General features: G+C 40.9%; 17 protein-coding genes. 15 read left to right on the top strand and 2 right to left on the bottom strand.

Translation table 11 applies throughout. The features are described from left to right. The first annotated feature begins 9 nt into the window (after positions 1-9). From RSX31_RS06625 to RSX31_RS06560, 14 genes are all read left to right on the top strand, one after another. Positions 10-1206, top strand: a complete 1197-nt coding sequence (locus RSX31_RS06625) for a CCA tRNA nucleotidyltransferase (protein ID WP_315633971.1) — start codon at positions 10-12, stop codon at positions 1204-1206. Then, positions 1191-2174: a biotin--[acetyl-CoA-carboxylase] ligase gene (locus RSX31_RS06620; protein WP_148994228.1), complete on the top strand. Its 984-nt coding sequence runs from the start codon at positions 1191-1193 to the stop codon at positions 2172-2174. Before RSX31_RS06625 ends, RSX31_RS06620 begins: the two co-directional genes overlap by 16 nt. Before the next feature lie 280 nt (positions 2175-2454). After that, complete coding sequence (panB, locus tag RSX31_RS06615) at positions 2455-3294, top strand: 3-methyl-2-oxobutanoate hydroxymethyltransferase (protein WP_148994227.1); 840 nt, start codon at positions 2455-2457, stop codon at positions 3292-3294. After that, a complete protein-coding gene (gene panC, locus RSX31_RS06610; RefSeq protein WP_148994226.1) occupies positions 3291-4160 on the top strand; it encodes a pantoate--beta-alanine ligase in 870 nt (289 codons plus the stop codon). The genes panB and panC overlap by 4 nt, the downstream gene beginning before the upstream one ends. Next, positions 4153-4536: an aspartate 1-decarboxylase gene (gene panD, locus RSX31_RS06605; protein ID WP_282138974.1), complete on the top strand. Its 384-nt coding sequence runs from the start codon at positions 4153-4155 to the stop codon at positions 4534-4536. Before panC ends, panD begins: the two co-directional genes overlap by 8 nt. A gap of 118 nt (positions 4537-4654) precedes the next feature. Continuing rightward, positions 4655-7456: an ATP-dependent DNA helicase DinG gene (dinG, locus tag RSX31_RS06600; protein WP_315633967.1), complete on the top strand. Its 2802-nt coding sequence runs from the start codon at positions 4655-4657 to the stop codon at positions 7454-7456. A gap of 74 nt (positions 7457-7530) precedes the next feature. Then, positions 7531-8376 (top strand): MBL fold metallo-hydrolase, encoded by an 846-nt coding sequence (locus RSX31_RS06595; protein WP_148994223.1) that lies wholly within the window; start codon positions 7531-7533, stop codon positions 8374-8376. 220 nt (positions 8377-8596) lie between these two features. Further along, on the top strand, positions 8597-8767 hold the full coding sequence (locus tag RSX31_RS06590; RefSeq protein WP_082051082.1) for a YpmA family protein: 171 nt from the start codon (positions 8597-8599) through the stop codon (positions 8765-8767). 12 nt (positions 8768-8779) lie between these two features. Next, positions 8780-9256 carry a cell wall elongation regulator TseB-like domain-containing protein gene (locus tag RSX31_RS06585; RefSeq protein WP_148994222.1) on the top strand — a complete coding sequence of 159 codons (477 nt, stop codon included), beginning with the start codon at positions 8780-8782 and terminating at the stop codon, positions 9254-9256. Between the two features lie 23 nt (positions 9257-9279). Further along, entirely contained in the window at positions 9280-10470 is a 1191-nt protein-coding gene (locus tag RSX31_RS06580; RefSeq protein ID WP_148994221.1) for a pyridoxal phosphate-dependent aminotransferase, read from the top strand. 146 nt (positions 10471-10616) lie between these two features. Continuing rightward, a complete protein-coding gene (gene asnS, locus RSX31_RS06575; protein WP_315633962.1) occupies positions 10617-11909 on the top strand; it encodes an asparagine--tRNA ligase in 1293 nt (430 codons plus the stop codon). Positions 11910-12756: 847 nt separating this feature from the next. Continuing rightward, entirely contained in the window at positions 12757-13467 is a 711-nt protein-coding gene (locus tag RSX31_RS06570; protein WP_148969438.1) for a DnaD domain-containing protein, read from the top strand. Between the two features lie 100 nt (positions 13468-13567). Continuing rightward, positions 13568-14224, top strand: coding sequence for an endonuclease III (gene nth / locus RSX31_RS06565; RefSeq protein ID WP_113970678.1), 657 nt, complete (start codon positions 13568-13570; stop codon positions 14222-14224). Then, positions 14221-14733: a YpoC family protein gene (locus tag RSX31_RS06560; RefSeq protein ID WP_315633959.1), complete on the top strand. Its 513-nt coding sequence runs from the start codon at positions 14221-14223 to the stop codon at positions 14731-14733. Before nth ends, RSX31_RS06560 begins: the two co-directional genes overlap by 4 nt. A 37-nt stretch (positions 14734-14770) precedes the next feature. Here the strand turns inward: RSX31_RS06560 and RSX31_RS06555 are convergent, their stop codons facing one another. Further along, on the bottom strand, positions 14771-17494 hold the full coding sequence (locus RSX31_RS06555) for a transglycosylase domain-containing protein (RefSeq protein WP_315633957.1): 2724 nt from the start codon (positions 17492-17494) through the stop codon (positions 14771-14773). Positions 17495-17597: 103 nt separating this feature from the next. Continuing rightward, on the bottom strand, positions 17598-18206 hold the full coding sequence (gene recU, locus RSX31_RS06550) for a Holliday junction resolvase RecU (protein ID WP_148994217.1): 609 nt from the start codon (positions 18204-18206) through the stop codon (positions 17598-17600). 115 nt (positions 18207-18321) lie between these two features. On the opposite strand from recU, the gene RSX31_RS06545 reads away from it, so the two are divergent. Then, positions 18322-19359 (top strand): DUF2515 family protein, encoded by a 1038-nt coding sequence (locus tag RSX31_RS06545; RefSeq protein ID WP_315633953.1) that lies wholly within the window; start codon positions 18322-18324, stop codon positions 19357-19359. The last annotated feature ends 352 nt before the right edge of the window (positions 19360-19711 follow it).

Genomic DNA, 19711 nt, shown 5'->3' with positions numbered 1-19711 from the left:
GTGTTAAATATGTTACCGAGTATATTCCAACAAGCAATACCCGTTTTAAAGAAGATTGAAAGGGCTGGCTTCGTTGCCTATTTCGTTGGTGGATCTGTCAGGGATCACTTCCTGAGCCGTCCGATTAATGACGTAGATATCGCAACGTCAGCCTATCCACAAGAATTAAAGGGGATATTTCCGAGAACAATTGATATCGGGATAGAACACGGGACTATTCTGGTAATAGATGAGGGAAGAGAATATGAAATCACGACATTCAGAACTGAATCTGGATATGCGGACTTTAGGAGGCCGGATAAGGTAGAATTCATTCGCTCCTTAGAAGGGGATCTTGAGCGCCGTGACTTTACGATGAATAGTATGGCCATGGATGCTGATGGGAAAGTATATGATCCCTTTAAGGGCATGAATGACATACATAATAGAGTGATCCGCACTGTTGGGTCACCGGACTTGCGGTTTGCAGAAGATGCTCTTCGTATGATGAGGGGAGTGCGGTTTGTCAGTCAATTAGGCTTCAAGGTGGATCCTGATACATTGAATGCGTTAGAAGAGCACTCAAGGCTTCTTGAGCATATAGCCGTAGAAAGAAAAACGATGGAGTTCGAGAAAATTTTAGGAGGTAAATGGAAACGAGAGGCGCTTGCCCTTCTCGTCCGTACCAACCTATATCGTGAACTCCCTCATTTAACTCAACAGAAGGAAGCCCTTCATGATGTAGCGAATCTTGTTCGATTAGAAGATATAAATAAAGACCAAACATGGTTACTTCTATTAGCATATATCGGGAATATTGATACAGAGGAGTTTCTAAAAGGCTGGAGGCTTCCGACGAAAACGATACGGGAACGTTCGAAGGAGCTTGGAATCTTAAAGGAAAGAAGGAAGTCCGGATGGTCTAAGCCCTTGCTTTATCGGGCCGGCCTGGAAGCAGCCATTAATATTGAGAAAGTCTATGAATGCTTAGAATCCAAACCCGTTTCTTCTGTAGAAACCGTGAAGGAAGAATATCATTCTTTAGCGATTACATCGAGACAACAACTGGATGTAACAGGAAATGACTTAATGACATGGTCGAACAAAAAAGGTGGTCCATGGATGAAGGAACTTTTGGCTGAAATTGAATGTGCGATTGTAACCAATACAATCAATAATGATAAAGAAACGATAAGGAGGTGGCTACAGACATGCAATCGACTATAAAGAAGAAACTGCTTCACGCATTATCTGAATCGAATCAGGAATTTTTATCCGGACAAGCACTGGCTGATATAGCAGGCTGTTCAAGAACGGCTATATGGAAGCATATTGAAGAACTTCGCAAAGAGGGTTTTGTGTTAGAAGCCGTAAGAAAAAAAGGATATCGAATTATTGAAACCCCTGATAGTGTGACAGAAAGTAAGATCCGCTTAGGATTACAAACGAAAACGTTAGGCAGAGTGATCCACTATGAGGAGTCGGTTCAAAGTACACAACGCATCGCTCATGTACTTGCCGGCGACGGCGCATCAGAAGGTACATTGGTCATTGCAGATGAACAAACTGCCGGAAGAGGCAGGTTAATGAGAGAGTGGCACTCATCAAAGGGAACGGGAATTTGGATGAGTCTTATCTTAAAGCCCCTCCTTCCTCCCCAAAAGGCACCGCAGTTTACCCTCATTACTGCAGTCGCCGTCGTTCAAGCCATCGAGGAAGTAACAGACCTTCATCCTCAGATCAAATGGCCGAATGATATTCTTATTGACGGAAAGAAAGTGACGGGGATTTTGACGGAGCTGCAAGCTGAATCTGATAAGATAAATTCCATTATTATCGGGATCGGCATGAATGTAAATCATACGAAGGAACACTTTCCTGATGAACTTCAGAAGATTGCCACCTCACTGGCCATTGAACAAGGAGAACCTTTATCTAGGTCAGAAATTGTTCAAAAGGTGTTAGAACGGATCGAATCCCTATATTCTATGTATATGAAGGAAGGCTTTACTCCGGTCAAGCTGTTATGGGAGAGTTATGCAATCAGTATCGGTAAGAAAATCCGTGCCCGCACGATCAATGGAACGATTGAAGGAAGGGCACTCGGAATAACCGATGAAGGCGTTCTGAAGATTGAAGACTCAGCAGGGACCATTCATCAGATTTATTCTGCAGATATTGAAGTGAATATTTAAGTTAAACCGGGATGGAGGCAATTCCAATGCTTCAATCCCGGTTTTTTTATGGTATAATCTCATTGGGCAGTATCCTTGGAACTGCACCCCAGTACGTTCAGCTTTAAAAACTTTAATACAATTTCTGCCTTGATCCATTGTGGACTGGGACAGAGGGTCGAAACAATGATATTAAACACTTATGATCCTTCTGTCATTTATTCAGGAGGTTTTTTTATTTCTGTAATGAAAGTGCTTTCATTTCGTTTCGTCACCTCTGACTGAAAAGAAGGAGGACACTATGAAACAAACAACGGATTTTCTTAAGATGAAAAATAAGAGAGAAAAGATTTCCATGCTTACAGCGTATGATTTTCCAAGTGCAAAGATAGCGGAAGAAGCGGGAATTGATGTGATCCTTGTAGGTGACAGCCTCGGAATGGTTGTATTGGGCTATGACTCAACGGTACCTGTTACAGTTGAAGATATGATCCATCATACGAAAGCCGTAAAAAGAGGGGCGAAAGATACCTTTATCGTCACTGATATGCCGTTTATGTCCTACCATTTGTCAAGGGATGAGACTCTTAAAACAGCTGCTCAGATCCTTCAACAGGGAGGCGCACATGGGGTGAAGGTAGAGGGTGGAGATCATGTGATTGAACGTATCCATTCCCTTACAAGTTCCGGCATACCCGTTATGGCTCATTTAGGTTTAACCCCTCAATCCGTCGGTGTCCTTGGAGGATATAAAGTACAAGGGAAAACAGCCGACTCAGCCAAAAAGTTGATCGATGATGCCATAAAATGTGAACAGGCAGGTGCCTTTGCACTTGTGTTAGAGTGTGTGCCAAAACAAATAGCCAAAGAGATTTCAGAAGCATTAACGATTCCGACGATTGGTATTGGTGCAGGCAGTGAGGCAGATGGCCAGGTATTAGTGTTCCACGACCTTGTAACATATGGGGTGAATCGTGTGCCTAAGTTTGTTAAACAATACAGCAACGTATCAGAAACCATTCATAGCAGCATAAAAAACTATATAGATGAAGTTAAAGGGAAGAGCTTCCCATCAGATGACCATTCCTTTACGATGCGGGATGAAGAATTGGATGCTCTCTATGGTGGAATGAAAAAATGAAAGTGATAACGAACATACAAGATCTTCAAGCTTCGATACAACAAGTTAAGAATTCAGGGGCCTCTATCGGGTTTGTCCCTACAATGGGTTACCTTCATGAAGGGCACATGACTCTAGCGGAGGAAGCGAGGAAAAACAACGATGCTGTCGTGATGAGTATCTTTGTAAACCCCCTGCAGTTCGGTCCGAATGAAGACTTCGACCGCTATCCTCGTGATGTTGAAAGAGATACAGTGTTAGCAAAGAATGTTGGGGTTGATATACTCTTTATTCCTGAAGTAGTAGAAATGTATGATGGGAAACAGTCTGTAACCTTGAGTGTGATAGAGCGGGTAGAAGTACTGTGCGGACGAAAACGGGAAGGTCATTTTGACGGAGTGGTGACCGTATTGACTAAATTGTTTCACCTTATTCAGCCGACCAAAGCGTATTTCGGACTGAAGGATGCCCAGCAGATTGCAGTAGTGGAAGGGTTAGTAAGCGATTATTTCTTTCCGGTGGAAATCGTGAGGGTGCCTACCGTCAGGGAAGAGGATGGATTGGCGAAAAGTTCAAGAAATGTTTATCTATCAAAAGAAGAAAGAAGGGAAGCTCCTTCACTGTATCAAAGTCTGATAGAAGCAAAAAATCGTATTGCTGCCGGTGAGAGAGACCCTGATTCGATTATTTCCATGATTTCAATGAACCTTCAAGAAAATACCTCGGGAAAAATCGATTATGTGGAAGTGTACTCCTATCCTGAGCTAAAGGAACTGTCCAGATTACAGGGTGAGATCATTGTCGCTCTGGCAGTTCAATTTCAACAGGCCAGATTAATTGATAATATAATCATCAGTGTAGAACCAGAGGAGGATTTAAATGTTTAGAACGATGATGAGTGGTAAAATCCACAGAGCGACTGTAACAGAAGCGAATTTGGATTATGTAGGAAGCATTACCATCGATCAGGATATTTTAGATGCAGTCGGAATGATGGCGAATGAAAAGGTTCAGATTGTAAACAACAACAATGGAGCCCGCCTGGAGACTTATATTATTCCAGGTGAAAGAGGAAGCGGCGTCATATGTTTAAATGGAGCAGCTGCAAGACTTGTGCAAAAAGGTGATATTGTCATCATCATATCGTATAAACTGGTAGCTGAAGAAATGGTCCATGATCATATCCCGAAAGTAGCTATCATGGGAGAAAATAACCGTATCATTGACATGATCGGAACAGAACCTGAAGCGACAATACTATAAAAGAAATCAAGGCAAGTCTTCTAATTTGTGAATAGGAGACTTGCTTTTTTGTTTATGGTACACTTATTTAGAAATCATAAGAGTATGAAGAAGGATCTATATAAAGGCAGTGAAGAACATGTACCCATTTAAACTCGTTGTTATCGATCTTGAAACAACAGGAAATTCCCCTAAAAAGGGAGAAAAAATCATCCAACTATCAGCGGTTATTATAGAAAACGGAAAGATCATTGACCAATACACATCATTTGTGTCACCTGGAAAACCGATTCCTGCGTTTATTGAGGAATTGACGGGGATCAATGATGAAATGGTCAAGGACGCTCCTGCTTTTCATGAAATTGCACCGAAAATACTTGAGCTTCTGGATCATGGCGTTTTTGTTGCTCATAACGTCCAATTCGATCTATCATTCCTTCAAGCAGAACTGGAAGATGCAGGCTATAATCCATTTACCGGTCCTGCCTTCGATACAGTAGAATTAGCTAAAGTGGCTTTACCATCAGCAGATAGTTTTAAACTGACGGAATTATCCAATTCTTTGGAATTAAGTCACGTAAGGCCACACCAGGCAGACAGTGATGCCTATGTGACAGCCGAAATTCTTCTTTATTTTATTGAAGAATTGTCAAAGCTGCCCTTAGTCACACTCGAAAATCTTCACAAGCTTTCACATCATTTGAAAAGTGATCTTTCCTTATTGTTTGACAGTATTGTGAGTGAGAAACAAAAACACGTAGAGGATCTTCCACCACAGTTAGAGGTGTATCGAGGACTGGCTCTTCGGAAGAAAGATGCTTCAAAGAAAGATGTTCCACCTATTGAAGAGCTTCATGTTGATGAACCTGTTATAGAAGAATACTTGGCACAATATGTTCCCTTCTATGAGAAGAGAGTGCAGCAAATGGAGATGATGGATGAGATTCAACATGCTTTTCATGAATCCCGCCATGTGGTAATAGAGGCGGGAACAGGTGTTGGAAAGTCACTGGGCTACTTATGGCCTGCGGTCATGTTTGCCAAGGGATCCCATGAAAAAGTGGTCATCAGTACATACACCATCCAATTGCAAGAACAATTACTTCATAAAGAAATTAAATTATTGGAAAAAATAAGCCCTACACCATTCAGAACCGTACTGCTAAAAGGGAAAAATCATTACATAAACCTGTTTAAGTTTGAACAGTCTCTAAGGGAAGATGAGTCTCAATATGACGTAGTTCTGACAAAGATGCAAATTTTGGTATGGCTTACACGAACAGAGTCCGGTGATATGGATGAACTTAACCTTACTTCCGGGGGGCAGTTGTTCTGGAATCGTCTAAAACATGACGGCTGGCACTTACCTCATACGAAAGATCCCTGGGTCGGGAAAGACTTCTATCTTTTCGCAAGAAAGAGTGCTCAAGAAGCAGATATCATCATTACCAATCACTCAATGCTACTGACTGATATCGTGAAGGAAAGCAGCATGCTTCCTCCATACGATTACTTAGTGATAGATGAGGCTCATCATCTGGAGAAGTCAGCAAGACAGCATCTTGGTGTTGTAATGGATTATCTCGCGATTAAGTTTAATACGTCCCAGTTAGGAACCCTGGACCAAAAACAGTTGTTCTATCGACTTGATCAACTTATTTCCAACCACTCAGTTCAAATGAATACACACTCATTTGAATTGGATTCTCGTATCAGTCAGTTTTACGTTGATTTAGAAGAGGCCATCGGAGTGTTAACGAGCGTCTTCTATAAGAAAGCCAAAAAGAGGACCGGGGTACAAAAAATACAGCTGAGAATTACGGACGAAATGAAAAGGAGCAGCTACTTTCAACCTGTACTCATGTCCATGGAACGGGTTATTTCTGGAATGAAGTTTGTAGAAAGAGAGTTTCAGCAGATTTTGGAGGCAATAAAGGATAAGAAGATCAAGCTTGAGGATAAAGAAAAAGCCCTGATTGAAGAATTCCACAGCTTTTTAGTGGATTGGGCAGAGTTGAGAATGAATTTTCAAACGGTCTTTTTAAGAGATATGAACAACCATGTTCTCTGGTTAGATGGAGATACAAGATCATTACCGAATAGTCTTTCTATCCAAGCTCAACCAGTTACCGTCAATCGTAATCTTCAAGATGAGATCTTTGCCCAAAAGAAAAGTGTCGTCCTTACTTCAGCTACCTTGACCGTCAGCGGTTCCTTTAATTACTTCTTAAACGAGATTGGACTCATAGGTCAAGGGGTAAAACAGTTACAGCTTTCTTCTCCTTTTGACTACAATGAAGTGTCAAGATTATTCGTGCCAACAGACGTCCCTGAAATTCAGCAAGTCCAAAGTGAAGAATATATTGAAGCAATAAGCTCGCATTTAATAGGAGTGGCTCAAGCGACGAAAGGCCGAATGCTCATCTTATTTACGTCTTACGATATGTTAAGGAAAACGTATGAACTGATGAAAGAAAGTGGCTTATTAGAGGAATATGTATTAATGGCACAAGGAATTACATCAGGAAGTCGTACACGTCTGACAAAGAACTTCCAGCGATTTGACAAGGCGATTTTATTTGGAACGAGTAGTTTCTGGGAAGGTGTAGACATTCCCGGGGAAGACCTGTCTTGTCTTGCCATGGTCAGACTCCCATTCTCTCCACCTGACGAGCCTGTCAATCAGGCAAAATCAGATATCCTTAAAGCTCAAGGGAAGAATCCGTTTTCTTCTCACTCTTTACCCGAAGCAATTATTCGATTCAAGCAAGGGGTAGGGAGGCTGATTAGAAGAAGCAGTGATCGGGGAATCGTGATTGTATATGACCGCAGAGTGATGACGACAAGGTACGGTAAGGCTTTCTTGCAGTCCATTCCTTCAATGGAAGTAAAAGAAGGCGATTTATTTGATTTGGTTTCATGGATTGAAGATTGGCTCTAAGAGATTAAACTTCAGTGATAAATTTTACTCTTTAACACAACCTAAAGGGTAGATGTGAAACTGGAGGATTGAAAATGAGAGTGATCTTTTCGGTAATGCTGACTTTTTTCCTTGTCATTTCAAATGCCAATGGTATGAAAGTGCCTCAGGTGGATTTACACGTATCCCATGAAGAGTATGCGATTAGTTTTCTTCCTGTTTTAAAAGGGGAGGTAGCAATTCTTCATTTAGCTTCGGGGAAAAATTATTTAATTAATACAGGACCCCTTCAGGAATGTAAACAATTATATTATTATTTGAATCAAATGCATATTGACAACATTGAGGGAATCATCCTCACTGAAAAAAGAGAAGTACATGAGGATATGATTACTGAACTTGATAAGAAGTACTCCATAAAAGAAATAATAACGGGTAAATCCTTGGCTGAAGCAATACAGAAAAAAGGTTCCTTTACGATACACACGATTACAGAAGATCAGTCATACCCGCTTTCAAAGGAGTTAGCATTAAATGTGATGCATGAAGGCAATGAGAAGGGTGAAGGACTGGACTTTTCCATAACTTTCTTCCATCATCGCTTTTTGTGGCTGAGCTCACAATCATCGCATTCTGAAGAGGTTTTACTTACAAAACCCCTAAAGAACGTCAATATTGTCAAAGTACCTCTTCACTCTAAATCGGAAAGTATGTCCCATAGTCTCCTGAAGCATATCGATCCTCAGACGGCTTTACTTTATCGCTCTAAGGAAAGGCTTCTTAATGGTGAAATGCTCGAAGCCATCAACGAGGCGTGGATTGATCTGTATTTAACCGGGCAACATGGATTGATTGCCATCAAATTTAATAAGCGAAATTACGAAGTGCTTACCTTTGATCAAGAAGATGGAGTGTTTAAAGAAGAGGGCGGAACACACTAATGCTGAAAGAAAGTCAGGCTGACAACGCTGTCAGCCTGAACGGAGTGTGGATTAGAATATAGTTTTTTCGGATACGCTCTACCATAATAGCCATTAATGTTGTTATAATGTGGGTAGCGTTTCTTACTCATAGTGTGACGGATAGCAGTGACGTCATGAGTAGAAAAAAATGGTTTTCATAGAGGAATATCTTATGTAAGCGGGTAAAAGGAGGAACACCATGGAGAGCCGAATTGAAATTCTTTCCACCGTTCGTATCGAGTATACGGATAATTTATATAAAGTGGTAGATACATTAAATAGAACTTTAAAAAAAGATGATTATATGTTTGGTTTAGCCTTAGATCCGGAAGATCAGAATCAAGCAGTATTAACAATATATCGTACATAAAGAGTGATTGTAATGAAAAAATGGATAACGATTACCGCACTATTGTTCATCGTCCTTGGGATAACGGCTTCGGTGGTACTTTATCAAGTTTCCCGGAACCCATTGAATAATCAGGCAGAGAAGGCTCTAAATAGAGTGAAAGCTGAAACGGCTATCGTGGAAGTTGATAACACAAGCTTCTATAACGGCTCTAAGTCATATGTTGTGGTGACAGGTAAGGATGATCAAAACGAGAAGCTCGTGGCTTGGGTACCCAATAAAAAAGGGAAAATAATTGAGAAAAAATGGGCAGATGGTATTTCAAAAGAACAGGCAATCAATAAACTAAATGATGAAAAGCAACCGAAAGAATTATTATCGGTACGTTTAGGATATGAATCTGTCGGGCCTGTATGGGAAATTACCTATTTAGATCAACAAGACAATTTAAATTATTTTTACCTGCTGTTTTCTAATGGAGAATGGTGGAAGAAAATTGAAAATTTATAATCAACTCTAGGGGGAATACGTCCATGAAATTTACGTTAGCTGACAGAGTAAGTGCTTTAACACCATCAACGACTTTAGCGATCACTGCAAAGGCAAAGGAAATGAAGTCACAGGGTATTGATGTCATCGGTTTAGGTGCTGGTGAACCTGACTTTAATACACCTGAACATATCATCAATGCTGCGTATGCGTCCATGACTGAGGGTCACACAAAATATACTCCATCTGGTGGTATGGCCAAATTAAAAGAAGCAATCATCCATAAGTTTGAAACAGATCAGAAACTTACGTATAAACCATCTGAGATCATCGTGACAAGTGGAGCAAAGCATGCCCTTTATACATTGTTTCAAGTTCTTTTAAACGAAAATGATGAAGTGATCATTCCTACACCATACTGGGTCAGCTATCCTGAACAAGTAAAGCTTGCCGGTGGAATTCCCGTTATCGTTGAAGGGAAAGAACAGAACGAGTACAAAGTTACTCCCCAGCAGTTAAAAGAGACGATAACTCCCAAAACGAAAGCAGTCATTCTTAACACACCTAGTAACCCTACAGGAATGTTATACACCCACGAAGAGTTACAAGCGATTGGAGAAGTATGCTTAGAGAACGATATTCTGATCGTTTCAGACGAGATTTATGAAAAGCTTGTATACGACGGGAATTCCCACACGTCTATTGCTGAATTGTCTCCAGAACTTAAAGAGCAAACCATCGTGATTAACGGGGTGTCAAAATCTCATTCCATGACGGGATGGAGAATTGGATATGCGGCAGGGAACGAGACAATCATTAAAGCAATGACCAACCTTGCCAGTCATTCAACCTCTAACCCAACGACAACTTCACAATATGGGACGGTTGCTGCCTATTTAGGAGATCAACACCCTGTAGAGGAAATGAGACAAGCGTTTGAAGAGCGCTTAAACATTGTTTTTGATAAATTGAACAGTATTCCAGGGTTTCATTGTTTGAAGCCTCAAGGTGCTTTCTATCTATTCCCGAATGTGTCAGAAGCTGCCAAGAAAACAGGCTATAACAGTGTCGACGAATTTACAAAAGCTCTGCTGGAAGAGGCAAAGGTAGCGGTTATTCCTGGTTCTGGTTTCGGGTCGGACAATAATATCCGTCTTTCTTATGCCACAAGTCTTGATGCACTCGAAAAAGCAATTGAGAGAATGCACGAATTTGTTGTTAGGAAGAGTAAATAATACAAGGTTTGCAGACCGTGTTCGTTTCGGTCTGCTTTTTCCTTAAAATCATCTCGTTTTGCTGTATCTATTGCGGCGGGATAACGGTAAATGTATAATAAATAACGATACATAAGCGTCTTAAGTTTTTTTGGAGGGAAAAAATCGTGAAAACTACTATATCTCAAGTAAGTAAGTTTGTTGGAGAAGAAGTAACCATTGGTGCTTGGCTTGCCAACAAACGTTCAAGTGGAAAAATTGCCTTTCTTCAGCTTCGTGACGGAACTGGATTCATTCAAGGGGTTGTCGTAAAAAGTGAAGTGGAAGAAGAAATCTTTCAAAAAGCAAAATCATTAACTCAAGAAACATCTCTATATGTTACAGGAACGGTTTCAGAAGATTCCCGTTCACCTTTTGGTTATGAACTGCAAGTGAAAAGCGTAGAGGTAATTCATGAAGCAGTGGATTATCCAATTACACCTAAGGAACATGGAACAGAATTCCTGATGGATCATCGTCACCTATGGCTACGTTCCCGTAAACAGCATGCCGTGATGAAAGTACGTAACGAAATCATTCGTGCAACATATGAGTTCTTTAATCAAGAAGGATTTGTAAAGGTAGATCCCCCAATCCTGACCGGCAGTGCTCCGGAAGGAACGACCGAGTTATTTGCCACTAAATATTTCGAAGAAGATGCCTATCTTTCTCAGAGTGGTCAGCTGTACATGGAAGCAGCAGCCATGGCGTTAGGGAAAGTATTCTCTTTCGGACCGACTTTCAGAGCCGAGAAATCGAAAACCCGTCGTCATTTAATCGAATTCTGGATGATCGAGCCTGAAATGGCATTCTATGATTTTAAAGATAATCTGGAAGTGCAGGAGCAATATGTTTCTTATATCGTTCAATCGGTTCTGGAAAACTGCAAGCTTGAATTAGACCGATTAGGAAGAGATACATCTAAATTAGAGCAGATCAAAGCTCCTTTCCCGCGCATCACTTATGATGATGCACTTAAGTTATTGCATGAAAAAGGGTTTGATGATATCGAGTGGGGAGACGATTTCGGAGCTCCACATGAAACTGCCATAGCTGAAAGTTACGATAAGCCGGTATTTATCACGCATTACCCGACTTCGTTGAAACCTTTCTATATGCAACCTGGTCCAGACCGTGATGATGTCGTACTATGTGCCGACCTGATCGCACCGGAAGGATATGGAGAGATTATCGGTGGCTCAGAGCGTATCCACGATGCGGAACTTATGAAACGCCGCATTGAAGAGCACGAACTTGCTACGGATGCATACAAGTGGTACTTGGAACTAAGAGAATATGGATCCGTTCCTCACTCAGGGTTCGGTCTTGGACTTGAAAGAACAGTGGCTTGGATCAGCGGAGTAGAACACGTAAGGGAAACCATCCCATTCCCACGTCTATTAAACCGTTTATATCCATAATACAAACATCAAGGAACCGCCTGGTTTGCTTAAAAAGCAATCCGGCCGGTTCTTTTCTTTTCCTTCGCTAAGATGGTTTTTTTAAGATAAGCTCTGCCCGGGCTCTGTCAGAAAGTGAGTGCTAGATGGTGAGGGGAACTGCTTCGCTTCCGGGGTCTCGGCACGCCCGTTTTTCCGCAGGAGTCTACGCAGTTCCCCTCACCATCTTTAATAGATTTTTCGTGACAGAGCCAAAAGGTGTCAAAGATAAAAAATTTAGCAATCGTATTTTATTGAAAAATAAGAGAATCAACAAATAAGATTATTCTCTTAAGCCACTTCTTTCTTTTCTTAACAATCACAGCGACTGTTCCAAAGCCTTCTTCTTTGTTTATAGAGGATTTTTGTACAACATTTATGCGTGCTTTTTGGTGGAATTCAAATCAGGCGTGAATTTGCGCTAGGTCCGATTGATTCATCCTAATTTTCTTCATGGATAACACAAGCGGAAGTTTAGATATAGTGCGCATCGATAATACTAACTAAATCTGAACTTTTTTGTGTTTGTCTTTCCATAATTAGTTTAAGTAGAATGTAGAAGCACAGAGTGGATTGTAGCGGAAGGCACTTGACTCCTGCGGGAAATAGAGGAAAGGTCGAGACCCCGCAGGGCAAAGCCCGAGGAGGCTTGACTTCCTCCCCGGGGAATCTTGTGCCTGGAGCGGAAAGGAACGGTCCTTGTTTTTCCACTACCATTGATCCAAAAAAAGGACCAAGGAAGTTTTTCTTATTTCCATCTTTCTTCTAATTCATAACCATGTCCACATATACTGAACCATGATATACTAGTGAGTGAGGTGTGCCGAATATGGATTATAAACGATTAATGGTGTCCTGGATCGAAGAGGGGACACTTAACATTCCGCAATTATTATTATCAAATTACAATACCCTGGGTTTAAATGAGTCAGAGTTTGTTCTGTTATTACAAATTTACGGTCATCTGGAAAAGGGAAACTATTTCCCTACACCAGAAGAGCTTTCAGAACCTATGAGTATTTCTACTGAATACTGTTCATCTATTTTAAGAAAATTAATGCAACAACAGTTTCTATCGATCGAAGAGGGGTCTTCCCCTGATGGGATCCTGTTTGAAAAGTATTCTCTCAATCCTTTATGGGAAAAGATGGCTGAGTTCGTTATACAGGATTCTAAAATGAAGCAGATGGAGAAATCAATGGAAGAAGAAGCGGACATTTACACGACTTTCGAACAGGAATTTGGTCGTCCCCTATCTCCATTAGAATGTGAAACCCTGGCCATGTGGTTGGATCAGGATGATCATAATGCTATTATTATTAAAGCAGCATTAAGAGAAGCCGTCATATCCGGCAAGCTGAATTTTAGATATATCGATCGGATTCTATTTGAATGGAAGAAAAACGGTGTGAAGACCATTGAAGATGCTCGTAACCAAAGCCAGCGCTTCCGTTCTCATCAAAACCCCGCAGCTTCAAGTGATGCTGCTGCTTCACCTAAACGAAAATCAGTACCATTTTATAATTGGCTTGAGCAATAGGACGATAAAAGGGGCTGACTCTCAAATGCTTGAGGGTTGGTCTATTTTATTGTGAATAACCTTAGTTGATTCTTAAGACAAGATGGAGGTATTAGGATACATGTTAAATAAAAAACAAATACAAATTTGCTTAGATGAAATGAGAGAAATGTTTCCAGACGCTCACTGTGAGCTGCGTCATGAAAATCCTTTTGAGCTTGTCATTGCGGTCCTTCTATCTGCTCAATGTACTGACGCCCTCGTGAATAAAGTCACTAAAGGCCTATTCGAAAAATATAAGCAACCTGAAGATTATCTGAATGTTTCATTGGAAGAACTTCAACAGGATATACGCTCCATCGGGTTGTACCGAAACAAAGCGAAAAACATTCGCAAACTATGTGAGATCATCCTGACTGAACATGGGGGAAATGTTCCTGAAAGTCATGAAGAATTAGTGAAGCTGCCTGGCGTAGGAAGGAAAACAGCAAATGTAGTAGTATCGGTAGCATTTGGAGTGCCGGCTCTTGCAGTAGATACCCATGTCGAACGTGTAAGTAAGAGGCTAGGGATTTGCCGATGGAAAGATAACGTATTGGAAGTAGAGAAAACGTTAATGAAAAAAATTCCGAAAGAAGAATGGTCCGAAACTCATCACCGGTTGATTTTCTTTGGAAGGTACCATTGTAAAGCCCAATCACCCCAATGTGATGTATGCCCGCTGGTCGATTTATGCAGAGAAGGTCAGAAGAGACTAAAGAAAAAAGGTAACATATGAAAGAACTGACTTTGAGTATTCCATTACAACTAAATGACCCTTTTTTCTTTCCTGAGTCAAAAGTTAGTGTGGATGATTCTCATATCATACCCGATGACCCATTTTTCGCTTATGAAATTCTCTATTATAATGACGAGGTTGTAGGTTCGCTTCCCTGGGAGGATCATGAATTTTTCATAGGTTTCATACTTAACAGCTGGAGAGAGGGGGAGGAATGTCTTAAAACGTTATTTAAAAAACGTTCTAAGGATACATTGCCCCTAATGAAAAAGAGTATTGCGCAAGTCTATATGCTTTTATACTGGAGTAATTCAATGCCGGTAATATTAAATTCTGATAATACTATTGATAACCTTTCAATCAAACCCGTCAACGCAGGGGAGAGAATGTCATTTATCAGGAACAATCCAACCCTTTTCCATTCATTCATACAGTTATCTCAGCTATTCGAGGAACAACATAAACAATATGCTAAATCTCTGGCTTTAAAGCGAGCTGGAGAAAAATAAAAAGGCAACGAGAACATTTTCTCGTTGCCTTTTTATCTTATTCTTGTTCTCTTCGGGAGTCTGATTGGGTAGCAGGTGAACCATTCGTGGCGCCATCTCCGGTTCCTGAGCCTTCGCCAGTGCCGTCACCAGTTCCTCCATCTCCGGTTCCAGTGCCATCCCCGGTGCCGCCGTCATCTGTACCTCCCTCACCAGTCCCATCTCCTTCAGGTGGAGGGGTAGTGCCATCATCGCCACCAGTGTCTTCACCATCATTGCCTGAATCATCTTCATTCCCATTTCCTTGACCGTTACCATTACCATTGTTATTTCCATTGTTGTTACCATTACCATTGTTATCTTGATTTTCATCGTTGTTTTCATCTTGGTTTTCTTCATCTTCACCATCAGTAGCCTTTACATCAACATTGACCGTTGCAGGATTACTGCGCTGATCTCCGGATATTGCTACAACCTCGAAGGTGAACGTTCCTTGGGATTGAATGTTCTCGACATTTAATCCTTTCTTATCCGTTGTCGTTAATACTTGTTTTGCTTCACCATTAATCGAAACCGCCACTTCAAACTGAACGTCCTTCTCTTTGCCATAGTCCCAGGCAAGAGTGATGGTTTGATCCTTCTTATTGAATTTTCCTTTCAGATTTGAAGGTGCATCAATCTTGTCGAATTCTTTTGAAACCTTGGAAGGTTCAGTTCCCCGGACGAATAGTTCAGTGATCACTCTGTCATCTGGAGTGTATTCACTTGGCAGTCTAGCAGGATTGCTTCCTAATTCAACCTTGGATTCAACCACGCTGTCCGGTTTATTAAAATCAGGTGTGTCAACGCCATCATGAACATAGCTCATCAGGTCACTGACGATGTATTGGGACACCCTTCTATCCGTAGGGGATAGTGGAATGGATCGAGTCTTATATCCAGTCCAAACCGCGGCTGTGTAGTTTGTCGTATATCCTACAAACCATGAATCAGGTGCGCCTGTTTTAGCAATTCCGTATTTCTCGCGTTCTTCTTGAGTATAGTTCGTGGTACCTGATTTCCCGGCCATCGGTAATCCTGGCACCTTGGCATAGAGGCCTGTTCCTCTTGGATGGTCGATGACGCTCTGCAGCATATCAGAAATCATATAAGCTGTATATTCCTTCATTGCAGGCTTTGGTTTATTATCATTCTTAATTTCTGTTTCACCATCGCGCAATACCACTTTTGTAACCGTATGGGGCTTGTTGTAAATACCTTCATTACCAAATGCGGCATAAGCCCCGGCCATCTGTACGGAGTTTACCCCGGGTGAAACACCACCGATTGAAGCAGATTCATAATAATGATCGAACTTTAATCCGAGACCATTCACAAATTCCTCTGCTTTCTCTGGACCGACTTCCTGAAACGCTTTTAGGGCAGTAATATTCCGGGAATCCCACAGACCTTCGCGTATCGTGATCGGCCCCTTGAATTGACCGTCATAGTTATTGAGTTCCGTTCCGTCTGAATATTTATAAGGCTCATCTTTTAAAATATGATACGTAGACCATTTTAAATGCTCAATGGCAGGTGCGTAGTCAATTAATGGCTTAATTGTAGATCCGGGCTGACGTTTTGTATCAATTGCAAAATTAAATCCACGCTGAACGTTTGGATCCTGTTCTCTTCCGCCGCCAATCGCCCTGATTTCACCAGTTTTCGTATCCATAAGGGTTACCCCGGCCTGCATTGGCTCATCAGGATTCTCTGGATAACTGAAGCTCGTATTTTCACCTGCTAAGATTTCTTCCAATCGTTTTTGAGCATCCGGATCAACGGTTGTATAAACCTTTAAACCATCTGAAAACAGGTTATAGTCACCCATTTTTTGTACTTCATCAATAACTGCATCAACGAATGCAGGATATTTGTTTCCGTTTTTCTTTTCGACTTCTTCAGCTGATACCAATCCTTCAGTGATCGGGATGGCCTGTGCTTCCTTTTTTTCTTCTTCAGTGATTTTACCGTGCTGTTCCATTAAGGAAAGAACGATATTTCGGCGCTTTTCCGCCTTTTCTGGGTATTTAAAAGGGTTGTAATTGTTTGGACTTTGAGGCAATCCAGCAATCAGGGCTGCTTCATGAAGCTCAATGTCTTTAATGTCTTTACCGTAATAATAGTCTGCAGCAGTAGCCATTCCGTTAATCCCGGCGGACATATACACTTTATTGAAATACATTTCAAAGATTTCTTCTTTTGTATATTCCTGCTCAAGCTTAAGAGCAAGCCATGCTTCTTGTGCTTTTCTTTTTAACGTTTTCTCAGGGCTTAAAAAGGATCCCTTGATTACTTGCTGGGTAATCGTCGAGGCACCTTCTGAACCGAATCCGCCTGTCACATTGGCAATGACAGCGCCCCCTAATCGAATCAAGTCGATTCCGTTATGCTTATAGAATCGGTTGTCTTCTGTGGCAAGGACCGCGTCCTGCATGATCTTAGGGATGTCATCGAAGTTTGCGTATTCCCGTTTTTCTTTACCAACGGTCGTGATCAATTCCCCGTTCATATCATAAATTTCTGATGCAATCGGATCTTTGAGTAATTTTTCATCTAGCTTAGGTGCACTGGAAGCATAATAAGCAAATAATCCAGCACCTGCAAGCATCCCGATAATACCGATGATAAATAATGATATAATGACGCGTTTAACCATAGAGCCTTTCTTCTTGCTCTTTGTGGATTTTGACTTTTGTTGGGCCAGACGCTTTTCTTCCCTTGACTTATATTGACCAGCCATATTGTTTCCTCACTTTCAATCTTCAGTGTTTTTAGTATTGTCTAAGATTTAAAATATACTACTGATAATGAGATAAATTATAGATTAACTCATTTTTCATAAACTAAAAATATAACTGATGGACTATTTTTAAATAATCGACCCTTGGATGCAGTCCTAAAGGAATGATGACTCCTTTTTCCTCCAGTTCTTCCCTTTTGATTGATTTTCTTCCTCCATTTATCATGCGGTCCCAATAAATCCTTAGAGATTTGTAAGGAAGTAAGAACACTTCTTCGGAAGCAGAAAACCTTACTAGTACAAAGGTAATACCGTCTTGATTATGGACGTTTTCCATATGCTGGATTTGATGCTCGTGAAAATTTTGAAGTGGAAAGGACGTTTTATTCTTTGTTTCTTTCGCTTCAAAGTCGATATATCTTCCATTGTATACACCATTATAATCCGTCGTGGAGGGCTGCTTAAAGTATGCTTCCTTAATGACCGCGGCACTTCTTGATGGATAATGGACATCCACTATTTGAACGGGAGTCGGTTTTTTGTGAATGACTGCTTTATGAAACGTTAAATAATATTGGTTCGTTTCATTAATGTCTTCTTCAAGGGTCATACCTCTGTTGCTATAAGATAGTTGTTTCGGTTTTGCCTTAACTTTTTTTGAGGGTAATGACGCTTCCACATATTTCTTCCCATTAGGATAATGGAATTTCATGGTAAATCACCTCGCAGACTAATCTATATCATAACAGAAACCACTCCATATTGTGTGAATAATTGTTTACAAATCTCCTCAATCTATGGCTATAGGAGAGAGGGGGATAATAAGGATGGATGAAATGAGCAATACTTATCGCTTTTTACCCTATATACCTGAACCTAAACGTACAAATGAGTGGATTAATGAAATCAACCATCTAGTGAATCTGCATAATCAAGATAATATATCAAGAACGATGGCTTATCAAAAATTTTACCTTCTTCATCCTGAAATAAAATGGTCTTTCCTGGCTTCGATGGTATCAAGAAATGCCGGCTGGAATATGACTGATCTTAAAGGTGATATCTTTACTCGCCTTTTACATCCGGCTACCCGTGATGATCTATTCAAGACGTATGAAAGAGCGAACTGGAGCATTTTTCAGGATGCCTTTCCTCAACTCCTTCTCTATCATTATTCGACGAGGTATAAGAAGAAAATGTTTCATTTGTTTAAAGAATTTCATATTTCAAGCTTCATGGAAGAAGAGTGGAATCGTCACTGGGAGGAGAGGGATGATTTCAGATTAGTCCATTCTCTTATAATAAATGAGCAGCACCTCATTCAAGAACCAGTCATTGAACATGAGGTATATAAGAAGAGGGTGTTTGGTTCATCTCTATTCTATATTGAAGATCATCTTCATTTCAGCTCCGTTTTATTTCCGACATTAACGGGGGAACTTTTAGGTGCGAGTGTCCATGGCTTCAGGAAAATAGAAAACAGAATTCTTTTAGGAAATGAATTATTTACGATTTTATTTCATCCGGATTATCATTCCTCCTTTTTGTACTTTGCTTTACAAGTAGAGCATACAGGATCCAGAAGAGACTACGAACAGTATTGTAAGGGATTCCCCAAAACGAATACGCCAATGCTCCATCAAGCTTATGACGTAGTTCCACATCATTGGGAGTCTCATTCGGACTGGTCGATTAAAAAGAAAATAAATAAAGATTGGTACAAAGAGCAGGGACTCCCTCATGGAATCGAATTAACAAAGTGGTTTTTTCATAAACAAAGGCAGCTTGAGAAGTTGGCGAATGTAAAAGAGGGTTTAAAAAAGATCTGGAAGAGGGAGAGAAAGAAGAAGAGACCAACACTCTAAAGTGGTGTTGGTCTCTTCTTGTCATGCTTGTCGGGTCTGAACGAGCCGCCTCCGCTTTCTTATTAGTCCAGCTACAGGGCTTAGAGGCTCGAGGTCATAAGTCAAGAACACCACAAAGGCAAAGAGCGCCTTTCCGGTGTTCTCGCCTTATGCTTGTCGCCTCTGGGCAAAGCCCTTCCGCTATCTTATTAGTCCAGCTACAGCGGCTAGACCCTCGAGGTCATAAGTCAAACCACCCAAAAAGGCAAAGAGCGCCTTTCCGGGTGGTTCGCCTTATGCTTGTCGGGTCTGAACGAGCCGCCTCCGCTTTCTTATTAGTCCAGCTACAGGGCTTAGAGGCTCGAGGTCATAA

It is taken from the genome of Rossellomorea yichunensis, from assembly GCF_032337515.1.
Classification (GTDB): Bacteria; Bacillota; Bacilli; order Bacillales; family Bacillaceae_B; genus Rossellomorea; species Rossellomorea yichunensis.
This window is presented reverse-complemented; position numbering and strand designations above follow the sequence as displayed.